Here is a 21,012-nt window from a genome sequence, read left to right on the forward strand (position 1 = left end):
TCCGGCTAACGAGGGAGGGAAACCCATGCACCTGGACTTCACCCAGCTACCGACGTTCCTGATCGCGTGCGCGGTCGTCGTGCTGACGCCGGGCGTGGACGCCTTCCTCCTGCTGCGGACGTCGATGCGCGCCGGCACCAAGGCGGGCCTGTGGGCGCTGGCCGGCATCCACACGGCGGCGGCCGTGCAGGTCGGGCTGGTCATCTCCGGTCTGGGCGTGGTGATCGCGCGGTACCCGGTGGTGCTGACCGCGTTGAAGTGGATCGGCGCGGCCTACCTGCTGTACCTGGCGCTGAGCATCGGCCGGGGCCTGCTGCGCCGGACCGCCGTCGCCGAGGACGGACCGGTCGCCGCCGACCGGCCGTTCCGGCAGGGGTTCCTGACCAACATCACCAACCCGAAGATGCTGCTGTTCAGCCTGGCTTTTCTGCCGCACTTCATCGGGGCGGGCAGCCCGGCGGCGCAGCTCACCATGCTGGCGCTGATCTTCCTGGCGCTGGCGGCGCTGTGGGAACTGCTCATCGTGCTGGCGGCGAGCAGTATGGGCCGCCGACTGCGCAAGCCGGGCGTGAGCACCGCGCTGGACGCCGTCTGCGCGGCGGTGTTTTTGACCATGTCGGTCGGCTTGGTGGTGTAGGCGCCATCGGTCGACCCGACGGCCCGCACGACTCCGGTCGGCTTGGTGGTGTGAGCGGTGCCGGCCGGCCTAGGGCCTACGCGGTGCATGTCGGCTTGTGGCCGCGAGCGGCCCGGGTGCACGGTCCCAGGCTTCGTCACCGACCAAACCGGCCGGCAGGGTGTAGACCGAGGCGTCCCCACGCGACCGAAGCCTCCGGGCACGTGACAGGCCGGGGTCGTGAGCCTTGGTCAGGTCGTCTTCTGGAGCTGTTCGTTGATCACCTCCCGGTAAGCCAGGACCCGCGAGTACACGCCCGGCCTGCCCTTGCGCGCGCACCCCTCGCCCCACGACGTCACGCCGATCAGCTTGCCGCCCGCCACCAGTGGCCCGCCCGAGTCGCCCTGGCACGTGTCCACCCCGCCCTCGGGCACGCCGGCGCACACCATCGCCGCCGGCTTGTACAACGTGTACGACCGCTCGCACGACTCGTCCGACATGACCGGCAAGGCGACGCCCATCAGGTACTGCGAAGTCGGCCCCTGCTCGGAGGTCCGGCCCCAGCCCAGGGCCACGGCCTTCGTCCCGGCCTCGTACAGCGCCTCGTCGTCGGCCAGTTCCAACGGCTGGGCGGACGCCGCGCGCTTCAAGGTCAGCACCGCCACGTCGGAGCCGCCGTCGGCCGACACGAAGTCCGGGTGCCGCCACACGCCGGCCACCGCCAGCGCCTTGCCCTGGTGCTGGTCCTGCTTGTCCTCCCGGCCGACGACGACCCGCGCCGCGCGCGGCGCCAGGCCCGTCGTGCAGTGGGCGGCCGTCAGCACCTTCGTCGGCGCGACCAGCGTCCCGCCGCAGAACTGGCTCCCGTTCTCGTCCGCCAGGTAGACGGCCCACGGGTGCTCCGCGATCGGCACCCGTGCGCCACCCACCACCCGGGGGTCGGCCGCCGCCGCGCCGCCGCCCAACACCATAAACACCAGCACCAGCACGCCCAGTCGCCGCACGGCCCCTCCTCCGATCGATCAAGAACAGTGATCAGAGATTAGCCAGGACGTACGACAACTATGCGCCATTCGGCGCAACGGGGCGGCCGGCTCACACTTTCGGCCTACTGGCCGTTGAACTTGGACCGCACCCGGTCCGCCGCGCCGACCAGCACGTCGCCCACCTCGTTGAGCACCTTCACCAGCGGGTCCTCGGAACGTTCGGCCGACTCCTTGTACGACCGCGCCGCGCCCTTGAGGTCCTCGGTGAACGTGGACGTGGGTCGGTCGTCCTCGCGGCGCGAGTAGCTGCCGGTGAGGATCTCGCGGTACTCCTCGCCCGCCGCCCACCGCTGGAGCTCGGCGGCCCGCACGACGGCCATCGGGTGGGTGCTGCGCCACGTCTTGATCAGCTTGAGCAGGCTGTCCCGGACGTCCTCGACCTGCTCGTACTCCTTGGCCTGCTTCAGGAACTCGGCCGTGTCCACCTGGGACAGGTCCATGCCGCCCGCGAGCGCCACGTGCACCCGCAGCGCCGCCGCCGGGTCCTGCGCGACCAGCAGGCCGGCCCGGTCGCAGCTCAGCTCCGTCTTGCGGTACCACTCCAGCATCGCCGCGATGACCGCGCGGACCGCCCAGAACCCGGCCGGCATCCAGCCGAGGCCCTGCTGGAGGTCCATCAGCCGGTACAGGATGGTCTGGTACAGCGCGTGGCCGGACAGCACGTGGCCCATCTCGTGGCCGATCACGAACCGCCTGCCGTCGTTGTCCAACAGCTCCAGCAGACCGGTCGACAGCACGATGAACGGCTTGTCGATGCCCAGCGTCCGCGCGTAGACCTTGGGGTCGCGCTGCACGAACAGGTCGGGCACCGGGTCGATGTCCAGGGTCGCCGCCGCCTCCAGTCGGAGACGGTCCAAATCCGGGTACTGCTTGGGCCCCACGCGAATCGCGGAAGCCACGTAGCCCAGCCGCTCACCCCGCTCGGTGAACGCGCCCGCCACCGCCTGCAACACGGGTCCGATTCCCGGCACCGCGCGCAAGACCGCCAACGCCCCCCTGTCGACCGGGTGCTCGTATGCCCGCGGGCTGATGCCGGGGAACCGAACGCGCGCCGTCGACCGCTCGATCTCGTCGCTCATGCCAACCAGACTGCCACGACCCGGCGGGTGACCCTCCCGGAAAGGCGCAATCGCCAGGCACACTGGCGCGATGACCGCAGACGTGCTCGGCACCGACTACGAGACCCGGACGCTGCCCCTGGGTGGCGGGGACGTGAGCGCGACGCTCGTCCGCCGCCGCGCCCAGCCCGCGACCAGAGGTGCGGTGCTCTACGTCCACGGCTTCGCCGACTACTTCTTCCAGACCCACGTCGCCGAGCACTTCACCGCGCGCGGCTTCGACTTCTACGCCATCGACCTGCGCGCGTACGGCCGTTCCCTCAAGCCCGGCCAGACCGCGAACTTCGTGACCGACCTGGCCGAGCACTTCGAGGAGATCGACGCGGCGGCGCGGGTGATCCGCGAGGAGGACGGCCACCGGCGGCTGGTCGCGATGGGCCACTCGACCGGCGGCCTGATCGCCGGCCTGTGGGCGCACGAGCGGCGTGCCGACGACGTCATCGACGCGCTGGTGCTGAACAGCCCGTGGCTGGACCTGGCCGAGCCGTGGATCACCCGCACCGTCGGCACGGCGCTCGTCCGGGGCATCGGCCGGGTCGCGCCGCGACTGGTGCTGAAGAAGGGCCTCGGACCGGTCTACGGCGAGAGCATCCACGCCGACCACCACGGCGAGTGGGACTTCGACACGACGTGGAAGCCGATCGACGCCTTCCCGGTGCTCGCGGGCTGGCTGCGCGCGGTGCGCCGGGGGCACGCGCGGCTGCACCGGGGCTTGGACGTGGGCGTGCCGGTGCTGGTGCTGCGCTCGGGTCGCAGTCACCTGCACGCCAAGAGGTGGACGCCCGAGGCGATGACGGCGGACACCGTGCTCGACGTGGAGCACATGCGGCGGTGGGCGCCGAAGATCGGCCGGGACGTCACGGTCGTCCGGGTGGACAACGGGATGCACGACCTGTTCCTGTCCGCGGCGTCGGTCCGCGAGCGGGCGCTGGCCGAGATCGACGAGTTCCTGGACCGGATCTAGGGAGGCGCCGTCACGGGTGCTGCGCCGGCACGAGCCCGGCTCGCGCGGCGGCCAGTGCCGCACGGGCCGACCGCTCGGCGGTGGCGTGGTCGACGGGTTCGCCGGTGATGAAGATCCGGTAGTAGAGCGGGGCGCAGGTCAGCCGGATCAGCTCGACGGCGTCGGTGTCCGGGGGCAGTTCGCCGCGCTGGACCGCCCTGGCCACGACGACCGCGGCCTGGGCGTGGCGGGCGGCGTAGAAGTCCTTTTTGGACTGTCGGGCGCGGCTGGAGTGCAGGGCCGCCGTCACGACCGCTTCCGGGACCGCCCGGCGGGCCGGGTCGGCGAAGACCGTGACGATCTCGTCCGCGACGGCGATGAGGTCGCCCTCGATCGACCCGGTGTCCGGCGCGGGCCACTCGGTGTCACGGCTGCTGTCCAGCGCGTCCGCGATGAGGATGTCGATGGTGGCCCATCGGCGGTAGACGGTCGTCTTGTGGACGCCCGCGCGGTCGGCCACGTTCTCCACCGTCATGCCGAGGTAGCCGCGTTCGGCCAGTTCGGCGTAGGTGGCGGCGAGCACGGCGGCGCGGACGCGCGCGGAGCGTCCGCCGGGTCTGGTAGTCAAATGCAACTCCAGTTGCGATAGTGGTGACTCCTGTGCCAGACTAACGCAACACGAGTTGCGATAGGAGCCCGGCTTTGACCCCTGACCCGACCGTCCTCCACCCGCTGCCCGAACACCACCGGGTCGTGCTGCTCAAGCCGTTGGTGGACTCGCCGACCATCGAGGTGGGCGACTACACGTACTACGACGACCCCGAGCACGCGACCGAGTTCCAGACGCGGAACGTGCTCTACGGGTACGGGCAGGAGAAGCTGGTCATCGGCAGGTTCTGCGCCCTGGCCACCGGGACGCGCTTCATCATGGCCGGCGCGAACCACCTGACCACCGGCGTGTCGACGTTCCCGTTCACGATCTTCGGCGGCTCGTGGGCGGCGGACACGCTGGACCTGCTGACGAACATGGAGACCCGCGGTGACACCGTCGTGGGGAACGACGTCTGGTTCGGCTACCACACCCTCGTGATGCCCGGCGTGCGCATCGGCGACGGGGCGATCATCGCGACCGGGGCCGTGGTGACGTCCGACGTGCCGCCGTACACGGTGGTCGGCGGCAACCCCGCCCGTCCGGTGAAGCAGCGCTACTCCGACGAGGACGTGGACCTGCTGCTGCGGGCCGCCTGGTGGGACTGGCCGATCGACCAGGTGTCGGCGAACGTGCGCACGATCATGGCCGGGACGCCGGCGGAGATCGCGGAGATCGCGCGCGCGAACGGGTGGTTCAGGGCGTCGTGACCCATCCGGTCCAGCGCCTTCGCGCCGCCTGAGCGCGACCATGGTGCGGCACGAGGGAGGTCGCCGTGGCAGACGAGCGGGCGGAGTTCAACCGGTACTGCGACGTGACCATGCGCGGCGGGGCGACCAGCGGGATCATCTACCCCTGGGCCGTGGTGGAACTGGCCCGGCACTACCGGTTCCGGTCGCTGGGCGGGGCCTCGGCCGGCGCCATCGCCGCCGCGTTCACCGCCGCCGCCGAGAAGGGGCGGGACAGCGGCGGGTTCGAGAAGCTGGCCGGGACCATCCGGTGGTTCGCCGCGCCGGGGTGGCGGATGGCGCAGCTCTTCCAGCCCGGCGTGCACACCCGCAAGCTGTACCGGATCGTCGCGGCCTCCATGCAGTCCCGCAGCACGACCGGGCGCAGCGCGACGACGTGCCTGGTGCTGGCGCTGCTCGGGGCCATCGGGCTCCGCGCGAAGGCCGCGCTCGGGCTGGCGTTGCTGCTGTGGCTGGTCGGGCCGATGGCGTGGTTCCTCGCCGTCGGGTGGGGCGGTGCGCCGAAGTGGGTGCTCGTCGCGGTGATCGTGGTCGTGGTGGTCGCCGTGCCGTCGATCCTGGTCCGGGTGCGGCCCCGGCGGAAGGAGCGCGGCTCCGGGCCGGCGGTGTGGGCGCGGCGGTCGGGCACGGGGTTGCTGTTGGCGGTTCCGCTGCTCCCCGTGCTGGTGGCGACCTCGTGGCGGCTCCCCGACCTGGCGTCCCTCGCCACGGCCATCGCGTGGTGGCTGGTGCTCGGGTTCGCGTTCGTCAGCGCGGTTGCCGTGACATACCTGTTGGGAGCCAAGAGGTTCCTGGACCGGATGGCGCCCGGACTCCACTTCGGACTGGTGCCGGGCACCGGGACGTTCACCGCGAACTTCTGGGACCGGCGGTGCGGTGTGCCGCGCTCGACGGGTGTGCCGCCGATGAGCGACTGGCTCGCCGACCGGCTCGACGAGCTGTCCGGCGTGACCGACCTGAAGTTCTCCGACCTCACGTCGAACCTCGTGCTGATGACGACGGACCTGTCCGAGGGACGGCCCTACCGGCTGCCGTTCACCGAGCCCGCGCCGCCGTGGCTGTACTGCGCGGCGTGCCTGGAATACGTGCTGCCGCAACGGGTGGTGCGGGCGATCGGCGGCGTGGCCACCGGGCACGCGTGCCCGGTGCACCCCGACCGCGGGCTGGCGTCGCTGCCGAAGAACCTGCCGGTGGCGTTGGCGGTGCGGATGAGCATGCCGCTGCCGGGCCTGATCGCGGCCGTGCCGCTGTGCCGCGCCGAGCCCGAGCCCCGCCTGCACTGGTTCTCCGACGGCGGCATCACCAGCAACTTCCCCATCCACTTCTTCGACGCGCTGCTCCCCCGCTGGCCCACGTTCGGCCTGACGCTGGGTCGGTTCCCGAGCGACGACGCGCCTCCCGTGTGGCTGCCCGAGCAGGACGCGGCGACCACCGGCAGGCCGTGGACCGACCTCCGGGGGGTGGGCCGGTTCGCGGGCGCGATCCTGGACACGATGCTCGACTGGCGCGACACCATGCAGTCCGCCCTGCCCGGCTACCGGGGCCGGATCGCGCACGTGCGGCTGGCCGGTCATGAAGGCGGCACGAACCTGTTCATGCGCCCCGAGACCATCCTCGAACTCGCCGCCCGGGGCAAGGAAGCGGGTGAGCTGCTGCGCACCCGCTTCACCACCGACGACGGCGTGAACACCGACCGCTACCGCTGGATCCGGATGCGGCTCGCGATGCGCGAGTACCAGCAGCTCTCGGACCAGGCCCGGCAACGCGCGGACCTGTACAAGGACCTCGCCGAGACCTACCCGATCCCGCCCGACCTGCACGAGTGGTTCGACACCCCGCCCGGCGGCGGCGACCCGTGCGCGACCGACATCGCGCTCACGCTGGACGGACTGGGGAACCTGGCGCCCGGACCGTTCGACGGGGAGCCGCCGGTCGACCCGGACCTGCGCCTGACGCCACCGGAGTGACGTGGCCCGGACCCACGCCACCGGAGCGACGTCACCGGCCCACGCCACCGGAGTGACGTCGCCTGCCCACGCCACCGGAGTGACATCGCCGGTCCCGCGCCTCGACGACCCGCCGCAGCGCGGACCGGTCAGGGCTTGCGGCCGACGCCCACGTACGCGCTGATGTATGCGTCGGCCGAGTCCGACCGCCACTCCGGCAGCGGCACGACACCGGGCTCGACCACGTCCAGACCGGTGAAGAATCCGGCGATCTCGTCCCGCGACCGCAGCACCAGCGGGCTGTCCGTGCGGTGGTAGATGGCCTTGATGCGCTCCGTGCTGTCCAGGCCGTCCTGCGGCACGCCCTCCAGGCTGCCGTGCGAGATGGCCAGGTACCCGCCGGACGGCAGGGCTTCGCGGTACCGGGCCACCACCTTGTCCGGGTCGTCGGAGTCCGGGACGAAGTGCAGCACCGCCACCATCAGCAGGCCGATGGGCCGGGTGAAGTCGAGCGTGTCGCGGACCTCGTCGCTGCCCAGCACGGTCTCCGGGTCGCGCAGGTCGGCCTGGATCGCGGTCGCCAGCGGGTTGTCCGCCAGCAGCGCCGTGCTGTGCGCCACCGCGACCGGCTCGACGTCCACGTAGACGACGCGGGCCCGCGGGTGGACCTGCTGGGCGATCTCGTGGACGTTGCCCACCGTGGGGATGCCCGACCCGAGGTCCAGGAACTGGTCCACGCCCTGCGCCAGCAGGTAGCGGACGGCCCGGCGCAGGAACGAGCGGTTGGCCCGCGCCGCGCCGGACATGCCGGGGTAGATCCGCTCCACGGATCTGGCGGCCTCCCGGTCCACCGCGAAGTTGTGGGAGCCGCCCAGGTAGTAGTCGTACATCCGGGCCGCGCTCGGGCGGTCCAGGTCGATCGAGGACGGGATCCAACTTGCCTGTTCCATGCGTGCTTCCCCTCACCGACCGTCGACAGAGCGCGATCGTTCCGTGACAGGGGACCGTCCACAACCCCCTGAGCGGTCGCGCGCACTCGTCCCGCTGCCCTGACTTCGGCGTCGCGACCTGGAACCCGTCAGGAAGTGGCCCAGCTCGCGGATTCGGTGCGCTGGTCGCCGTGGGTGAGCGCGTCCAGTTGCCGCTGCACCCGTTGGGCGTCGGTGTCACGTCCTTGTCGCCGGTACAGCTCCAGCGCCTCCCGCCACGCGGTGCGGGCGCCCTCGGCCCGGCCGAGGGCGGCGTGCGCTCGGCCGAGGCTGTTGAGGGTGTCGGCGGAGTACTGGGTGTCGCCGAGGGCGCGGAAGAGCACGAGGGCCTGCCGGTAGTGGTCGACGGCCTCGTCGTGCCGGCCGGTGGTGGTCGATGTACCCCAGGCTGTCCAGGGTGTGCGCCTGGCCTTCGGGTAGTCGTGGTCCTGGTTCAGGACGAGGGCGGCCCGGCAGTGCGCGCGGGCGCTGTCGTAGTCGCCCAGGCGGGCCGCGTACCAGCCGGCCTGGTTGAGCGCGTGGCTTCCCGGACCGGCTGGTCCAGGGCGCGGAAGAGGTCCAGGGCCGGTCGGGCGTGCTCCAGCGCGAGCCGGTAGTTCCCGCGCCGTCCCGAAGGGCCCTCGCCCTGGCCGAACACCATGCGGAGTCGGCGGTGAGGATGCGCTGGTGCAGCCCTCGCAACGCCGGGCCGGGATCGGCGCCCAACTCCTCGGCCAGGCGTTCCCGCGCCCGCTGGTACTGCTCCAACGCCTCGGCCGACCGGCCGCCGCGGTGCAGCGCCGGCATCAGCAGCTCCGCGAGCCGCTCCCGCACCGGGTGCGCCGCGACCAGCACCCTCAGCTCCGACACTGCCTCGGCGTGCTTCCCGGAGTCGACCTCGGCGGACAGGCAGTCCTCCAGCACCGCCAGCCGCTCCTCGGCCAACGCCCGCCGCACCAGGACCGCACCGGGCGCGTCGACGTCGGCCAGCGCCTCACCCCGCCACAACTCCAACGCCCGCCGCAGCACCGCGGCCCTGTCCCCGGCACCACGCGCCCGCGCCACCAGCGCCCGGAACCGGTGCAGGTCAACCCGTTCGACGGCCACCTCCAGGAGGTAGCCCGGCGGTTTGTGCGCCAGGCTGACCTGTGGGTCCGCCGCCAGCAGTTTCCGCAGCTCCGACACGCACTGCTGCACCACGTTGCGCGCTGTGCGCGGCACGGCGTCGTGTCCCACAAGGCGTCCACCAGGCGCTCCAGCGACACGACACGGCCGGCGTCCAGCAGCAGCATCGCCAGCACGCACCGCTGCTGCGCGCTGCCGATCACCAACTCCCGCCCCTCGTGCCGGATCGCCACCGGTCCTAGGACGCCGAACTCCAGCCGTTCGTCCCGGCCGTCGGGCTGCGCGGCCCAGGCAAGCTGCTTTACCTCGACCGGCACCGGCCGGAACGTGGCCGGGGCCGGCACCGCGGACTGGCGGACGACGTTGCACACGAACGGCCGCGCTCGCTCACAGCGAACGCCCGGCGGAAACAATCCGACGCTCACGTTGGTTGAGCCGTACAGACTCAACTTTGGAGGATCGACATGGGTGAGACGTTGGCGCTGCCGGTGCTGCCGCTGGACGACGTGGTCGTGCTCCCCGGCATGGTCGTCCCGATCCGGCTCACCGGCTCGGACGCCACCGCCGAGGCGCGCGCCGCCGTCGAAGCCGCCTCCGCGGGCGGTGGCGAGGCGCGGGTGCTGCTGGTGCCGCGGCTCGACGGCAAGTACGCCAAGGTCGGCACGCTGGCCGTGATCGAGCAGGTCGGGCGGCTGTCCGGGGGCGAGCGCGCGGCCGTGGTGCGCGGCACGGAGCGGGTCCGGATCGGGACCGGCACGACCGGCCCCGGCGCGGCGCTGTGGGTCGAGGCGACGGTGGCCGACGAGTCGCCGGTGGACGAGCGCACCCGTGAGCTGGCCCGCGAGTACCGCGCGCTGGTCACCAGCATCCTCCAGCAGCGCGGCGCGTGGCAGGTGGTCGACTCGGTGCAGCAGGTGGACGAGCCGTCCGCGCTGGCCGACCTCGCCGGGTACGCCTCGTACCTGACCGACGCGCAGAAGGTGTGGCTGCTGGAGACCAACGACGTCGCCGAGCGGCTGGCGAAGCTGCTGGAGTGGGGCCGCGAGCACCTGACCGAGCTGGACGTGGCCGAGACCATCCGCAAGGACGTCACGGAAGGCGTCGAACGCCAGCAGCGCGAGTTCCTGCTGCGCCGGCAGCTCGCCGCGATCCGCAAGGAGCTGGCCGAGCTGGACGGCAAGCCCGCCACCGAGGAGCAGGACTACCGGGCCCGGGTCGAGGGCGCGGACCTGCCCGAGCACGTGCGCAGGGCCGCGCTGGCGGAGGTCGACAAGCTGGAGCGCACGTCCGACCAGTCGCCCGAGACGGGGTGGCTCCGCACCTGGCTGGACACCGTGCTGGAGCTGCCGTGGCACGAGCGGACCGAGGACTCGTACGACATCGCGGGCGCGCGGGCCGTGCTGGACGCCGACCACGCCGGGCTGGACGACGTGAAGGAGCGGATCACCGAGTACCTGGCGGTGCGGCGGCGTCGGGCCGACCGGGGCATGGGTGTCGTCGGCGGTCGGCGCAGCGGCGCGGTGCTCGCGCTGGTCGGGCCGCCCGGCGTCGGCAAGACGTCGCTCGGCGAGTCGGTCGCGCGGGCCATGGGGCGCAAGTTCGTCCGGGTCGCGCTGGGCGGTGTGCGGGACGAAGCCGAGATCCGGGGCCACCGCCGCACGTACGTCGGCGCGCTGCCGGGCCGGATCGTCCGGGCGATCGCCGAGGCCGGGTCGATGAACCCCGTCGTGCTGCTGGACGAGATCGACAAGGTCGGCGCGGACTACCGGGGCGACCCGACGGCGGCGCTGCTGGAGGTGCTGGACCCGGCGCAGAACCACACGTTCCGGGACCACTACCTGGAGGTGGAGCTGGACCTGTCGGACGTGGTGTTCCTCGCCACGGCCAACGTCCTGGAGTCCATCCCCGGCCCTCTGCTCGACCGCATGGAGCTGGTGCAGCTCGACGGGTACACCGAGGACGAGAAGGTCACCATCGCCCGCGACCACCTGCTGCCGCGCCAGCTCGAAAAGGCCGGGCTGACCGCGACCGACGTGGCGGTGACCGAGGACTCGCTGCGGAAGCTGGCCGGCGAGTACACGCGGGAAGCCGGCGTGCGGCAGCTTGAGCGGTCGCTGGCCCGGGTGCTGCGCAAGGTCACGGCACGGGTGGCGCTGGACGAGGTCGCGTTGCCGGTGTCGGTGGACGTGCCCGACCTGCGGGGCTACCTGGGCTCGCCGAAGTTCACGCCGGAGTCGGCGGAGCGGACCTCCGTGCCCGGCGTGGCGACCGGGCTGGCCGTGACGGGCGCGGGCGGTGACGTGCTGTTCGTCGAGGCTTCGCTGGCGTCGCAGGGCACCGGGTCGGCGGGCGTCACGCTCACCGGGCAGCTCGGCGACGTGATGAAGGAGTCGGCCCAGATCGCGCTGTCCTACCTGCGGTCGAACGACAGCCGGGCGGAGGCGCTGGCGGAACGCGGCGTGCACATCCACGTGCCGGCGGGCGCGGTGCCGAAGGACGGCCCGTCGGCGGGCGTCACGATGACGACGGCCCTGGCGTCGCTGCTGTCCGGCCGGCCGGTGCGCGCGGACGTGGCGATGACCGGCGAGGTCTCGCTGACCGGCCGCGTGCTGCCGATCGGCGGGGTGAAGCAGAAGCTGCTCGCCGCACACCGCGCGGGCATCACGACGGTGCTGCTGCCGCAGCGCAACGAGCCCGACCTGGACGACGTGCCGGAGTCGGTGCGCGAGGCGCTGACCGTGCACCTGGTGGGCGACGTGCGCGAGGTCCTGGACCTGGCGCTGGAGTCCCCGGCGGTGACAGCGGCGGCCTGAACCCCCGACCGAACGGCCCGGCGGCGCGGCCTGAACCCCGACCGGACGACCCGGCGACCCGGACCCCGTCCTAACGCAGGTTGCACAACTCCAACGGCGTCCCCTCGGGCGACCGGCACGGCAGATAGCCCGCGTCCTTCATCCGGACGCGGGCATCGTCGTGTTCACGCACGTACCGGATGAAATTGGCCTGCAAGGAGCCGTCCGCCGGCTCGGCCCTGGTGTACAGGTACTCCACCGTCCAGAACGGGTAGCCCGCCTCCACCCCCACCGACACGTCGAACACCTTGCCGCCCAACGACAACGCGGTCAGCCGGTCGGTCTTCCGGGCCTCCGCGACGGACGCCGCGTCGGCGTACCCGATCGCACCCTCCACCGCGCCGATCTCCCGCACCACGTCCCCGTTCTTGTCCCGCTCGCACCGGATCACCCGTGCCTGCGGGTCGCGGTCCTTCGTCCGGCAGTCGTTGGAGGACAACGCGCCCTCCGTGGTGCCAAGCACCCGCCGTTCGAACAGCTCGCGGGTGCCCGACTCGCTGCCCCGGCCGACGATCCGGATCGGCAGCGGGGCGCCGCCGCGCAGCTCGCTCCAGTCGGTGTACTGCCCGGCGTAGACGCCCTGCAGTTGCTCGACGGTCAGCGTGTCCAGCCCGACCGAGCTGTGCACGACCACGTGGTACACCACGATCGCCGCCTGCTGCGCGAGCACGTCGCCGACCTCCTGCTTGCCGTCCGACAGCGCCACCAGGGCGGTGCCCGGATCGGCTGTCGCGACCGAGCGCACGCCCGCGATGCTGCCGTTGGGATCGGTCTCGACCCGCGCCTGCGGGCACACCTTCATGTACTGCTCGGCGATCCGCTCCACGGTCGGCATGAACACGCTCGACCCCTCGACCCGCAGCGTCCCCGAACCGCACGCCACCGACGGGTCGACCTGCTCGGGCGTCCACGCCAGGGTCAGCACCAGCACGCCCGCCAGCAGCGCCGCCAGGCCGCCGGTCAGCCGGGGCAAGGTGAGGAACCGCTCCTGCTTCTCGTCGTGCAGGATGCCCGCGCCGCCGAGGTGGCCGCTGATCTTGACCTCTTTGCCGATCTCACCCGTCCGGTTGCCGTCCGGCTCGCGCAGCACCACCAGCAGCTTGAACTTCTGCTTGCGCCGCAGCGTGAGCCCGTCCAGCCGGACGCCGTGCCACACCGGTTCGGCCGTGGCGCGCGGCCGTTCCGCCCCGGTCCGGAACAGGCGGGTCATGCTCTGCGCCATCCGTTCGCGCACGGTGGGCAGCGACACCTGCACCGGGTTGGCCTCTTCGCCGAAGAACTGGAGGCTGCGCCGGACCTCGGCGCGCAGCTCCTCCGAACCGGCCTCGGACACCCTCGCGTTCCAGACGACCCGGTCGCCGAACGTGAAGGTCAGCGGCTTGTCGAAGTCGTCGGCGTCGATGTCGTAGTTGCCGCTGTTGCGCACCCGGATGACGACGATGGACATCCGGTCCAGCACGCGCACCAGCTCCCGGAGCTGCGGGGCGTTCGACTCGGTGCCGTCGTGCAGCCGCTCGGGGCCCAGGCCGATCTTGGAGTTGTAGAGCACGCGGAACCGGACCCGTTTGCGCCGCACGAGGACCCGGTCGATGAGCGGGGTCGCGAACAGCAACGCGATCGCGAGCGCCACCGGACCGGGGCCGCCGAGGAAGTCCAGCGCGGACCGCAGGATCTGCACACCGAATTCTCGGTCGGCGGCCCGGCGGTCATTCCCGCCATAGCGGGACGTTCACCCGGATTTCATGTGTCGGCAAGCGGACCTCAGGGCTGCGGCACGGACAGGTGGTCCTCCAGCGGCACCGGCGTCAGGCCGTCCTGCTTGCACCGCTCCAGGAACGCCAGGAAGTCCTCCACGAAAGTCTGGCGGAAGTGCATGAGCACGATGTCGCCCCGGTTCAGCCTGCTGCCCGCCTGGAACTGCACCACACCGTCGTTGACCGCCGCCGTCCACATGACCAGCGCGCTGAACCCGCAGTCCGTCGCGGCCTTGCGGGTGGTGCCGTCGTAGTTGCCGAACGGCGGGCGGAACAGCGTCGGCCGGTGCCCCGTCTGGGCCTGGAGGTAGTCGGCGTTGCCGCAGATCTCCTGGCGCTGGAAGTCGTACGGCCGGCCCTGGAGGTTCGGGTGGTTGGCGGTGTGCGCGTGCACCTTCGCGCCGGCCCGGTCCTGCAACGCCTTGAAGAACGCCGGATCCTCCTGCACGTGCTTGGTGTTGAGGAACAGCGACGGCTGGACGTTCGAGTTCCGCATCAGCTCCAGCGCGGCCGGGTGCCGCACCGCGCCGTCGTCGATCGTGATGAACACGTAGGGCTGGTCGGTCTCGATCCGCCGCACGACCGGCAGCAGCCCGTCGGGGCCGACCGGGGCCTTGGCCTGCGCCGTGCCGTACCGGTACGGGTGCTGGAACACCGGCACCGTCGTGCCGCCGGGACCGGGCACCGCGGTGGGCGGTGTGGTCGTCGTCACCGTGGTGGTCGTGGTGGCGCCCGGCGCGGGCGGCTGGGCCACCGGCTCGGGCGCGCACGCGACGGTGACGATGGCCAGGGCAGCCGCGACCGCCACACCGATTCTCCGCATTGCCGAGGCTCCCCCTTGACGCTCACTCCCCCGGATGTAGGGGCCGTCGCCTATTTTGAGACGCGCCGGGCTCGATCCGGGTTGCCCGGTGATGAACCTGCAACACAATTCACCCGACGATAGGGTCATCCGGGTCGCGCCGGATCGACCTGTGGAGGACTCCATGAGCCTTGAGCGCCCCACCGCTCCCGACCCCTACTCGCTGCTGCCGGCCGTGCCGTCGTTCGAGGTCACGTCCACCGACGTGCGGGACGGCGAGACGCTGCCGGACGCCCAGGTGCACTCGGCGGGCGACACGTCGCCGCAGCTCGCGTGGTCCGGCTTCCCGGCCGGGACGAAGAGCTTCGCGGTCACCTGCTTCGACCCCGACGCGCCCACGCCGTCGGGCTTCTGGCACTGGGTCGCCGTCAACATCCCGGCGTCCGTGACGTCCCTGGACACCGGCGCGGGCGCCTCGGACGACACCCTGCCCGGCGACGCGTACCACGTGCGCAACGACTACGGCACCCGTTCGTTCGGCGGCGCGGCCCCGCCCGAGGGCGACCCGGCCCACCGGTACTACTTCGTGGTGCACGCGGTGGACGTGGAGAAACTCGACGTGACCCCGGACGTGTCCCCCGCGGTGGTGAGCTTCAACCTCGCGTTCCACACCCTGGCCCGCGCCATCGTGACCCCGATCTACGCGAGCTGACCCGGGCGATCGGGCGGCTCACACCGGCACGACGGTGACGAACGGTTCCAGAGGCGCGAAGTCGTCGGCGTGGCGGACCGCACGCTCGACCGGGTCCTGGCTCGCGTGCGGTCCGGCGGTCAGTTCCACACGCGTGGGCTCCGACCCGGGAATGAGCGCCTCACCTGGCGGGTTGCAGCACGACGTGAGGCACTTCGACCTGGTCATCATCGGCACCGGTTCCGGCAACACGATCGCCGACGAGCGATTCGCCGACTGGAACATCGCGCTCGTCGAGAAAGGCGTCTTCGGCGGCACGTGCCTGAACGTCGGGTGCATCCCCACCAAGATGTTCGTGCACACCGCGGACCTCGCCGCCGCACCCGCCGCCGGCGCCCGCCTCGGCGTGGACGCGACGCTGGACGGCGTCCGCTGGGCCGACGTGCGCGACCGCGTCTTCGGCCGCATCGACCCCATCTCCGAAGGCGGCCGGCACTGGCGGGCGGAGGAGAACGCGAACGTCACCCTCTACGAGGGCACCGCGAAGTTCGTCGGCCCGAAAACCCTGGACACCGGCACCGGCGAGGTCATCACCGCCGACCGCTTCGTGCTGGCGGCGGGCTCCCGCCCGATCGTCCCGGACGTGGCGGACCTGGCGACCGTCGGCTACCACACGTCCGACACCGTCATGCGGCTGGACGCGCTGCCGAAGCGCCTCACCATCCTGGGCAGCGGCTTCGTCGCCGCCGAGTTCGCCCACGTGTTCTCGTCCTTCGGCGTGGCGGTGACCGTGATCGCCCGGTCGAACCTGCTCCTGCGCCACGAGGACCACGAGATCGCGTCCCGTTTCACGTCCGTGGCGGCCGGGAAGTGGGACGTGAGGCTCAGCCGGAAGGCCGTGCGGGCGGAACGCGTGAACGGCGAGGTGCGCCTGCACCTGGAGGGTCCGGACGGCGCGGAGGTCGTGGCGTCCGACGAACTCCTGGTGGCCGTCGGCCGAACCCCGAACTCGGACCTGCTGGACCTGGCCGCGACGGGCGTGGCCCTGCACCCGGACGGCCGGGTGGCGGTGGACGAGCACCAGCGGACGTCCGTCGAGGGCATCTACGCGCTGGGCGACGTCAGCTCGGAGTACCAGCTCAAGCACGTGGCGAACCACGAGGCGCGGGTCGTGCAGCACAACCTGCTGCACCCGGACGCGCCGATCGCCGCCGACCACCGCTACGTGCCGGCAGCCGTGTTCTCGTCGCCCCAGGTGGCGTCGGTCGGGCTGACGGAGGAGCAGGCCGTGGCACGGGGCGTGCGGTACGTCGCGGCGTCGCAGGCCTACGCGTCCATCGCCTACGGCTGGGCGATGGAGGACACCACCGGCTTCGCCAAGGTCCTCGCGGACCCCTCCACCGGCCTCATCCTGGGCGCGCACGTCATCGGGCCGCAGGCGTCGAGCGTGATCCAGCCGGTCATCCAGGCGATGAGCTTCGGCCTGGACGCGAAGACCATGGCCAGGGGCCAGTACTGGATCCACCCCGCCATGCCCGAGGTGATCGAGAACGCCCTGCTCAACCTCCCCTTGTCGTGATCCCGCGCGGGCCGGTCAGGCCATCTGGATGAGGTCGACCCGGCCCAGGAAGAACGCCGCCATGACGTTGCGGATGCCGACGATCCCGACCGCCTGTCCGGCGTTCACCCACTCCGGGTAGCGACTCGGCAGCGGGATCGGATGAGGCGGCAGGGTGGGGTCATAGAGGTTCTCGCCCTCGATCTGCCGGCGCAGGTTCGGCGAGAAGTCCTGGCCGTCCCACACCATCTTCGCGAAGTAGTCCGGCACCCCCTCGGTCAGCACGACGCCACCGGCCTGCGCCGGTCGCTGCTGGACGAAATTCCTGTGCTGCGGGTGTTCGAGGGTGTGCAGGTACTCGTGGATGATCGTGCCGAACAGGGTGTAGAGCATGTTCCGGTTGGCCGCGTCGTTGCTCCCCTTGTACCGCTGGAGCTTGATGCGACCTGCCTGCTCCGCCCCCGGCCAGTGGTACTCGATGCCCAGCAGCTCGGCCCGTCGGTCGTTGGCGACGGCGTTCATGACGCCGTTGGCGAGCGCTTGCTCGTAGGGCCGGCCGGGCACCGCCCCGTGGTCGTGGTTGATCCGCCGGAACATCGCCTCGCTGCTGAACAGGTACTGGACCAGGGACGCCACCGACTGGTTCGCGAGCTGGGGCGATTGTGTGACGGTGGCGTCGGTCACCTCGAAGTGGTCGAGGATGTTCAGGCCGAACTGGAGCTGGGGCCCCTGCGCATAGCGGCCGAAGACGGCGTCGACCGCATCCTTGGCCGCACCCGCCACCCGGTCGATCTCGGCCGGCGCCATCAGGGTGTCGTCGGTCCGGTTCGGCTTGCTCTCCACGGATTTGCGGAAGAGATCGGTGATGATCAGGTCGTAGGCCTGGCGGAGGCGGACCTCGTACGGGTACTGGTTCGGGATGACCTGCTGGAACACGGGTAGCGGCCCGCCACCGCCGGCGTGGGCGGTGGTCACCGCGTCGGACAGCGCGTACTGCTGGCCGGGGTTGACCGGGCGGGTGCCGTGTTCCAGCGGGCGGTTCGGGTGGGCCGCGATCAGCCGTTCCGGGGCGTGGCCGGCGAAGTAGCCGTCGAGCCGCTGCATCGTCATCGGGTTGAGGACGCCGTTGCCCGGCAGCCCGACCGCCGTTTGAAAGTCGGTCAGGGCGGCGGTCGTCGCCTGCCCGAACGCGCCGTCGACCCCGGTGGCGTCCGACGGGAGGAAACCCAGGTCGGCGAGGGCCTGCTGGAGGATCGTGACGTGCAGGCCGGTGGCTCCCGCCCGGAGCGGCACCCCGCTGTAGACACCCATCAGCGTTTGGTTGCCGCTGAACCGGGGGCTTTGCAGCCCCTGCCCCTGCCCCTGCCCGTGCCCGTTGACGCGCTGCACCGGCGTGTCGTCCTCGGCGACGAGCCGCTGCGCGGTGTGCGTCGGGCCGACCTCGTGGCCGTGCTCGGCGGCGTGTCCCGAGTGACCGGACAACGCCTTGGTGGCGGTGGTTTCGGCTTCGCGTTCGAAGCGGTCGCCGGGGTCGCTGATGCCGATGCCGTCGCCGCGGTCGGTGCCGGCGACGGGTCCGTGGCGTTGCTGGATCACGTGGACCAGTTCGTGGGCGAGGGTGTGCTTGTCGCTGCCGCCGTCGCCGATGACGACGTGGTTGCCCGAGGTGAACGCGCGAGCCCCGACCTCGTCTGCGGAGCGTTGGGCCGTCGTGCCGGTGTGCAGGCGGACGTCGGAGAAATCCGCGCCCAACCGGGTTTCCATCTCCGCGCGGACCGGTTCGTCCAACGGCCTGCCCGCATCGCCCAACACCTCGTGCACGGCCGACCGCTGCACCGCGTGGGGCCCGGCCAACAGCCCGGCCACGGCGGCATTGCCGACGGTGCGCTGCAACGCCAGCAGGGCGTCCGGCGACAGCGCCGCGGACCGCCGAACCTCCTGCTGGGCTGGTGCCTGCTCGGCGGCGCGGGCGTTCTCGGGCGGCCGGTCCGCGGGCCGCGGACGCCGCTTGCGCGACTCCGGTTCGTCGTGTTCGTGCACGGCTGCCTCCGTCTGGGGACGGGAGTGTGAATGGCGACACCGCGTATTCGAAACCGGATGGAGTTCGGCGCGACAGGTCGTCGGAGGCAGACCTCGGGCAGGGTGGCTGCCCTTGCACGCAACGCCCGCTAGATGGTGCGGGGACGGCCGGCGATCCAGCCGAGGGCGGTCAGCAGCACCAGGAGGGCCACCAGGACGAGCATGGAGACCGTCCAGGTCCCGGTGGCCCCGCGCAGCACGCCGAACGCGAACGGGCCGGCGGCGGAGATCAGGTAGCCGATGCTCTGCGCCATCGCGGACAGCCGGGCAGTGTCCGAAGTGGACGAAGTGCGCAGGGAGATCATGACCAGGGCGAGCGGGAACATGCCCATGCCCACGCCGATCAGGACCACCCACAGGCCGGGCGCGTAGGACGGGGCCAGCGCCAGGCCCAGCACTCCGGCCACGGACAGCAGGCCCAGCCCCAGGACCATCCCGGACTGGCCGGCGCGGCGGGCCGCGAGGGGCGGGACGATCAGGCTCACCGGGACGCCCAGCACCATGGTGACCGCCAGCAGCAGGCCCGCCGTGGTCCGGTCCACGCCCGCGTCGCCGAGGATCTGCGGCAGCCACCCCATCACGGTGTAGGCGAGCAGCGACTGGAGGCCGAAGAACACGGTGATCACCCACGCGAGCGGGCTCCGTGCCAGGGAACGCTTCGAGGCGACGCGGGGAGCCTCCGCGCGGACCACTTCGCCGTGCCGGGCACCCGCGAGCCACACCAGCAGGGCCGCCAGGGACAGGAAGGCCCACGCGCCCACCGCGAGCCGCCAGGAGCCGAGCAGGGACTCCAGGCCGGGGGTGAACGCCGCGCCCGCAGCGGCGCCGGCGGCCATCACGGCCGTGTACACCCCGGTCACCACGCCGACCCGGCCGGGGAAGGAGTCCTTCACCACCACCGGGATCAGGACGTTGCACACCGCGATGCCCGCGCAGGCGACGAACGTGCCGCCCAGCACCACCGCGGGACCGTCGACGATCCGCAGCACCAGACCGGCCGTCAGGACGAGCAGCGACAGCGCGACAGCGCGGGCCATGCCCAGCCGCCGCCCCAGCCAAGGGGCCAGGAAAGCCGCGAAACCGAAGCACAGCGTCGGAACGGCCGTCAGCGCCGAGGTCCAGGCCGTCGACACGCCGAGCGACCCGCGCACGTCGCCCAGCACCGACGCCAGGCTCGTGACGGCCGGGCGGAGGTTGGCGGCGGCCAGCGCTACGCCGATCGCCAACAGGGTGCTGCCGACCAGGGCAACTTGGCGGTTCCGCACCACCGGAGCAGCCGGACTACCAGAAGGATGGACCGCGATCGTCGCATTGGCACGGGAATCAGTGGCAATGTGAAGCATCGACGGTGTCCGGTCTGGCTCGGTCTGCTGGGTCGGCACCGGATTACTATCGCAGACATAGGATGTTCGGATGAAAGGATGACGCTGTGCCGTTGGCCACTACCCGACGGGCCGGGCTCGTCGACCAGGTGATCGACCAGATGAGGGACGCGATCGCCGGCGGCGAGTGGCCGGTCGGCCAGCGCATCCCGCCGGAACCGGAACTCGTCACCGCGCTCGGAGTCGGCCGCAACACCGTGCGCGAGGCGGTGCGCGCGCTGTCCCACGCCGGGCTGCTGGAAGTCCGTCAGGGCGACGGCACGTTCGTGCGCGCCACCAGCGAGCTGTCCGGCGCGGTGCGCAGGATGTGCGGCAGCGAGCTGCGCGAGGTGCTCCAGGTCCGCCGCACGCTGGAGGTCGAGGGCGCCCGGCTGGCCGCCACCCAGCGCACCGACGAGGAGCTGCGCCGACTGGAGTCGCTGCTCTCCGAACGGGACGCGGCGCTCGCCGCGAAGGACTGGGAACGGCTGGTGGAGCGGGACGCCGCGTTCCACGTGCTGCTCGTGCAGTGCTCGCACAACACCCTGCTCGCCGAGCTGTACCAGGGCCTGACCGAGGCGGTCCGGGCCAGCATCACGGCGACCGTGGAGACCGACCACGAGGACTACCACGTCTCGCACGGCGGTCTGCTCGACGCGGTCCGCGACCGCGACCCGGCACGGGCGGCGGTCGAGGCGGGCGGGTTCCTGGAGGACCTGCTGGAGCGGCATTCGGACTGACCGGCGGCGATCGGG

17 protein-coding genes and 1 pseudogene are annotated in these 21,012 nt (G+C 71.9%); 8 read left to right on the forward strand and 10 right to left on the reverse strand.

Annotated features, from left to right (window positions below; all coding sequences use genetic code 11):
* Positions 1 to 25: 25 nt before the first annotated feature.
* Entirely contained in the window at positions 26 to 637 is a 612-nt protein-coding gene (locus ACQPZF_RS33640) for a LysE family translocator (RefSeq protein WP_433263940.1), read from the forward strand.
* A 230-nt stretch (positions 638 to 867) separates the two neighbouring features.
* Here the strand turns inward: ACQPZF_RS33640 and ACQPZF_RS33645 are convergent, their stop codons facing one another.
* Positions 868 to 1,620, reverse strand: coding sequence for a S1 family peptidase (locus tag ACQPZF_RS33645; RefSeq protein ID WP_433263942.1), 753 nt, complete (start codon positions 1,618 to 1,620; stop codon positions 868 to 870).
* 104 nt (positions 1,621 to 1,724) lie between these two features.
* The gene (locus tag ACQPZF_RS33650) at positions 1,725 to 2,741 is read right to left on the reverse strand and encodes a M48 family metallopeptidase (protein WP_433263944.1); all 1,017 of its coding nucleotides are present in this window, start codon (positions 2,739 to 2,741) and stop codon (positions 1,725 to 1,727) included.
* Between the two features lie 70 nt (positions 2,742 to 2,811).
* On the opposite strand from ACQPZF_RS33650, the gene ACQPZF_RS33655 reads away from it, so the two are divergent.
* Entirely contained in the window at positions 2,812 to 3,744 is a 933-nt protein-coding gene (locus ACQPZF_RS33655; RefSeq protein WP_433263946.1) for an alpha/beta hydrolase, read from the forward strand.
* A 10-nt stretch (positions 3,745 to 3,754) separates the two neighbouring features.
* On the opposite strand, the gene ACQPZF_RS33660 is transcribed toward ACQPZF_RS33655, so the two are convergent.
* Positions 3,755 to 4,351, reverse strand: coding sequence for a TetR/AcrR family transcriptional regulator (locus ACQPZF_RS33660; RefSeq protein ID WP_433263948.1), 597 nt, complete (start codon positions 4,349 to 4,351; stop codon positions 3,755 to 3,757).
* A gap of 74 nt (positions 4,352 to 4,425) precedes the next feature.
* Between ACQPZF_RS33660 and ACQPZF_RS33665 the strand changes: the two genes are divergently transcribed.
* Together ACQPZF_RS33665 and ACQPZF_RS33670 are read left to right on the forward strand one after the other, a co-directional pair.
* A complete protein-coding gene (locus ACQPZF_RS33665; RefSeq protein WP_433263950.1) occupies positions 4,426 to 5,082 on the forward strand; it encodes a CatB-related O-acetyltransferase in 657 nt (218 codons plus the stop codon).
* A gap of 65 nt (positions 5,083 to 5,147) precedes the next feature.
* Positions 5,148 to 7,088, forward strand: a complete 1,941-nt coding sequence (locus tag ACQPZF_RS33670; protein WP_433263952.1) for a patatin — start codon at positions 5,148 to 5,150, stop codon at positions 7,086 to 7,088.
* Between the two features lie 128 nt (positions 7,089 to 7,216).
* Here ACQPZF_RS33670 and ACQPZF_RS33675 read toward each other — a convergent pair whose 3' ends face one another.
* The 3 genes and pseudogenes from ACQPZF_RS33675 to ACQPZF_RS33685 form a co-directional block, all read right to left on the reverse strand.
* Entirely contained in the window at positions 7,217 to 8,017 is an 801-nt protein-coding gene (locus tag ACQPZF_RS33675; protein WP_433263954.1) for an SAM-dependent methyltransferase, read from the reverse strand.
* Between the two features lie 128 nt (positions 8,018 to 8,145).
* Complete coding sequence (locus ACQPZF_RS33680) at positions 8,146 to 8,379, reverse strand: tetratricopeptide repeat protein (protein ID WP_433263956.1); 234 nt, start codon at positions 8,377 to 8,379, stop codon at positions 8,146 to 8,148.
* A gap of 343 nt (positions 8,380 to 8,722) precedes the next feature.
* Positions 8,723 to 9,529: pseudogene (locus ACQPZF_RS33685) on the reverse strand (AfsR/SARP family transcriptional regulator); the annotation flags it as partial.
* A 95-nt stretch (positions 9,530 to 9,624) separates the two neighbouring features.
* Between ACQPZF_RS33685 and lon the strand changes: the two are divergent.
* Positions 9,625 to 11,973: an endopeptidase La gene (lon, locus tag ACQPZF_RS33690; protein ID WP_433263958.1), complete on the forward strand. Its 2,349-nt coding sequence runs from the start codon at positions 9,625 to 9,627 to the stop codon at positions 11,971 to 11,973.
* A gap of 70 nt (positions 11,974 to 12,043) precedes the next feature.
* On the opposite strand, the gene ACQPZF_RS33695 is transcribed toward lon, so the two are convergent.
* Both ACQPZF_RS33695 and ACQPZF_RS33700 read right to left on the reverse strand, forming a co-directional pair.
* Positions 12,044 to 13,690 (reverse strand): PstS family phosphate ABC transporter substrate-binding protein, encoded by a 1,647-nt coding sequence (locus ACQPZF_RS33695; protein ID WP_433263960.1) that lies wholly within the window; start codon positions 13,688 to 13,690, stop codon positions 12,044 to 12,046.
* Between the two features lie 83 nt (positions 13,691 to 13,773).
* A complete protein-coding gene (locus ACQPZF_RS33700) occupies positions 13,774 to 14,589 on the reverse strand; it encodes a polysaccharide deacetylase family protein (protein ID WP_433263962.1) in 816 nt (271 codons plus the stop codon).
* Between the two features lie 163 nt (positions 14,590 to 14,752).
* Here ACQPZF_RS33700 and ACQPZF_RS33705 point away from each other — a divergent pair, with 163 nt between their 5' ends.
* The gene (locus ACQPZF_RS33705) at positions 14,753 to 15,280 is read left to right on the forward strand and encodes a YbhB/YbcL family Raf kinase inhibitor-like protein (RefSeq protein ID WP_433263964.1); all 528 of its coding nucleotides are present in this window, start codon (positions 14,753 to 14,755) and stop codon (positions 15,278 to 15,280) included.
* Between the two features lie 184 nt (positions 15,281 to 15,464).
* Positions 15,465 to 16,838, forward strand: a complete 1,374-nt coding sequence (locus ACQPZF_RS33710) for a mycothione reductase (RefSeq protein ID WP_433274832.1) — start codon at positions 15,465 to 15,467, stop codon at positions 16,836 to 16,838.
* A 15-nt stretch (positions 16,839 to 16,853) separates the two neighbouring features.
* Here the strand turns inward: ACQPZF_RS33710 and ACQPZF_RS33715 are convergent, their stop codons facing one another.
* The gene (locus ACQPZF_RS33715; RefSeq protein ID WP_433263966.1) at positions 16,854 to 18,857 is read right to left on the reverse strand and encodes an eCIS core domain-containing protein; all 2,004 of its coding nucleotides are present in this window, start codon (positions 18,855 to 18,857) and stop codon (positions 16,854 to 16,856) included.
* Between the two features lie 128 nt (positions 18,858 to 18,985).
* Entirely contained in the window at positions 18,986 to 20,161 is a 1,176-nt protein-coding gene (locus tag ACQPZF_RS33720) for a CynX/NimT family MFS transporter (protein ID WP_433263968.1), read from the reverse strand.
* Positions 20,162 to 20,325: 164 nt separating this feature from the next.
* On the opposite strand from ACQPZF_RS33720, the gene ACQPZF_RS33725 reads away from it, so the two are divergent.
* A complete protein-coding gene (locus ACQPZF_RS33725; RefSeq protein ID WP_433263970.1) occupies positions 20,326 to 20,997 on the forward strand; it encodes a FadR/GntR family transcriptional regulator in 672 nt (223 codons plus the stop codon).
* The last annotated feature ends 15 nt before the right edge of the window (positions 20,998 to 21,012 follow it).

It is taken from the genome of Actinosynnema sp. CS-041913, assembly GCF_050942485.1.
In the GTDB taxonomy this organism is placed as follows: domain Bacteria; phylum Actinomycetota; class Actinomycetes; order Mycobacteriales; family Pseudonocardiaceae; genus Actinosynnema.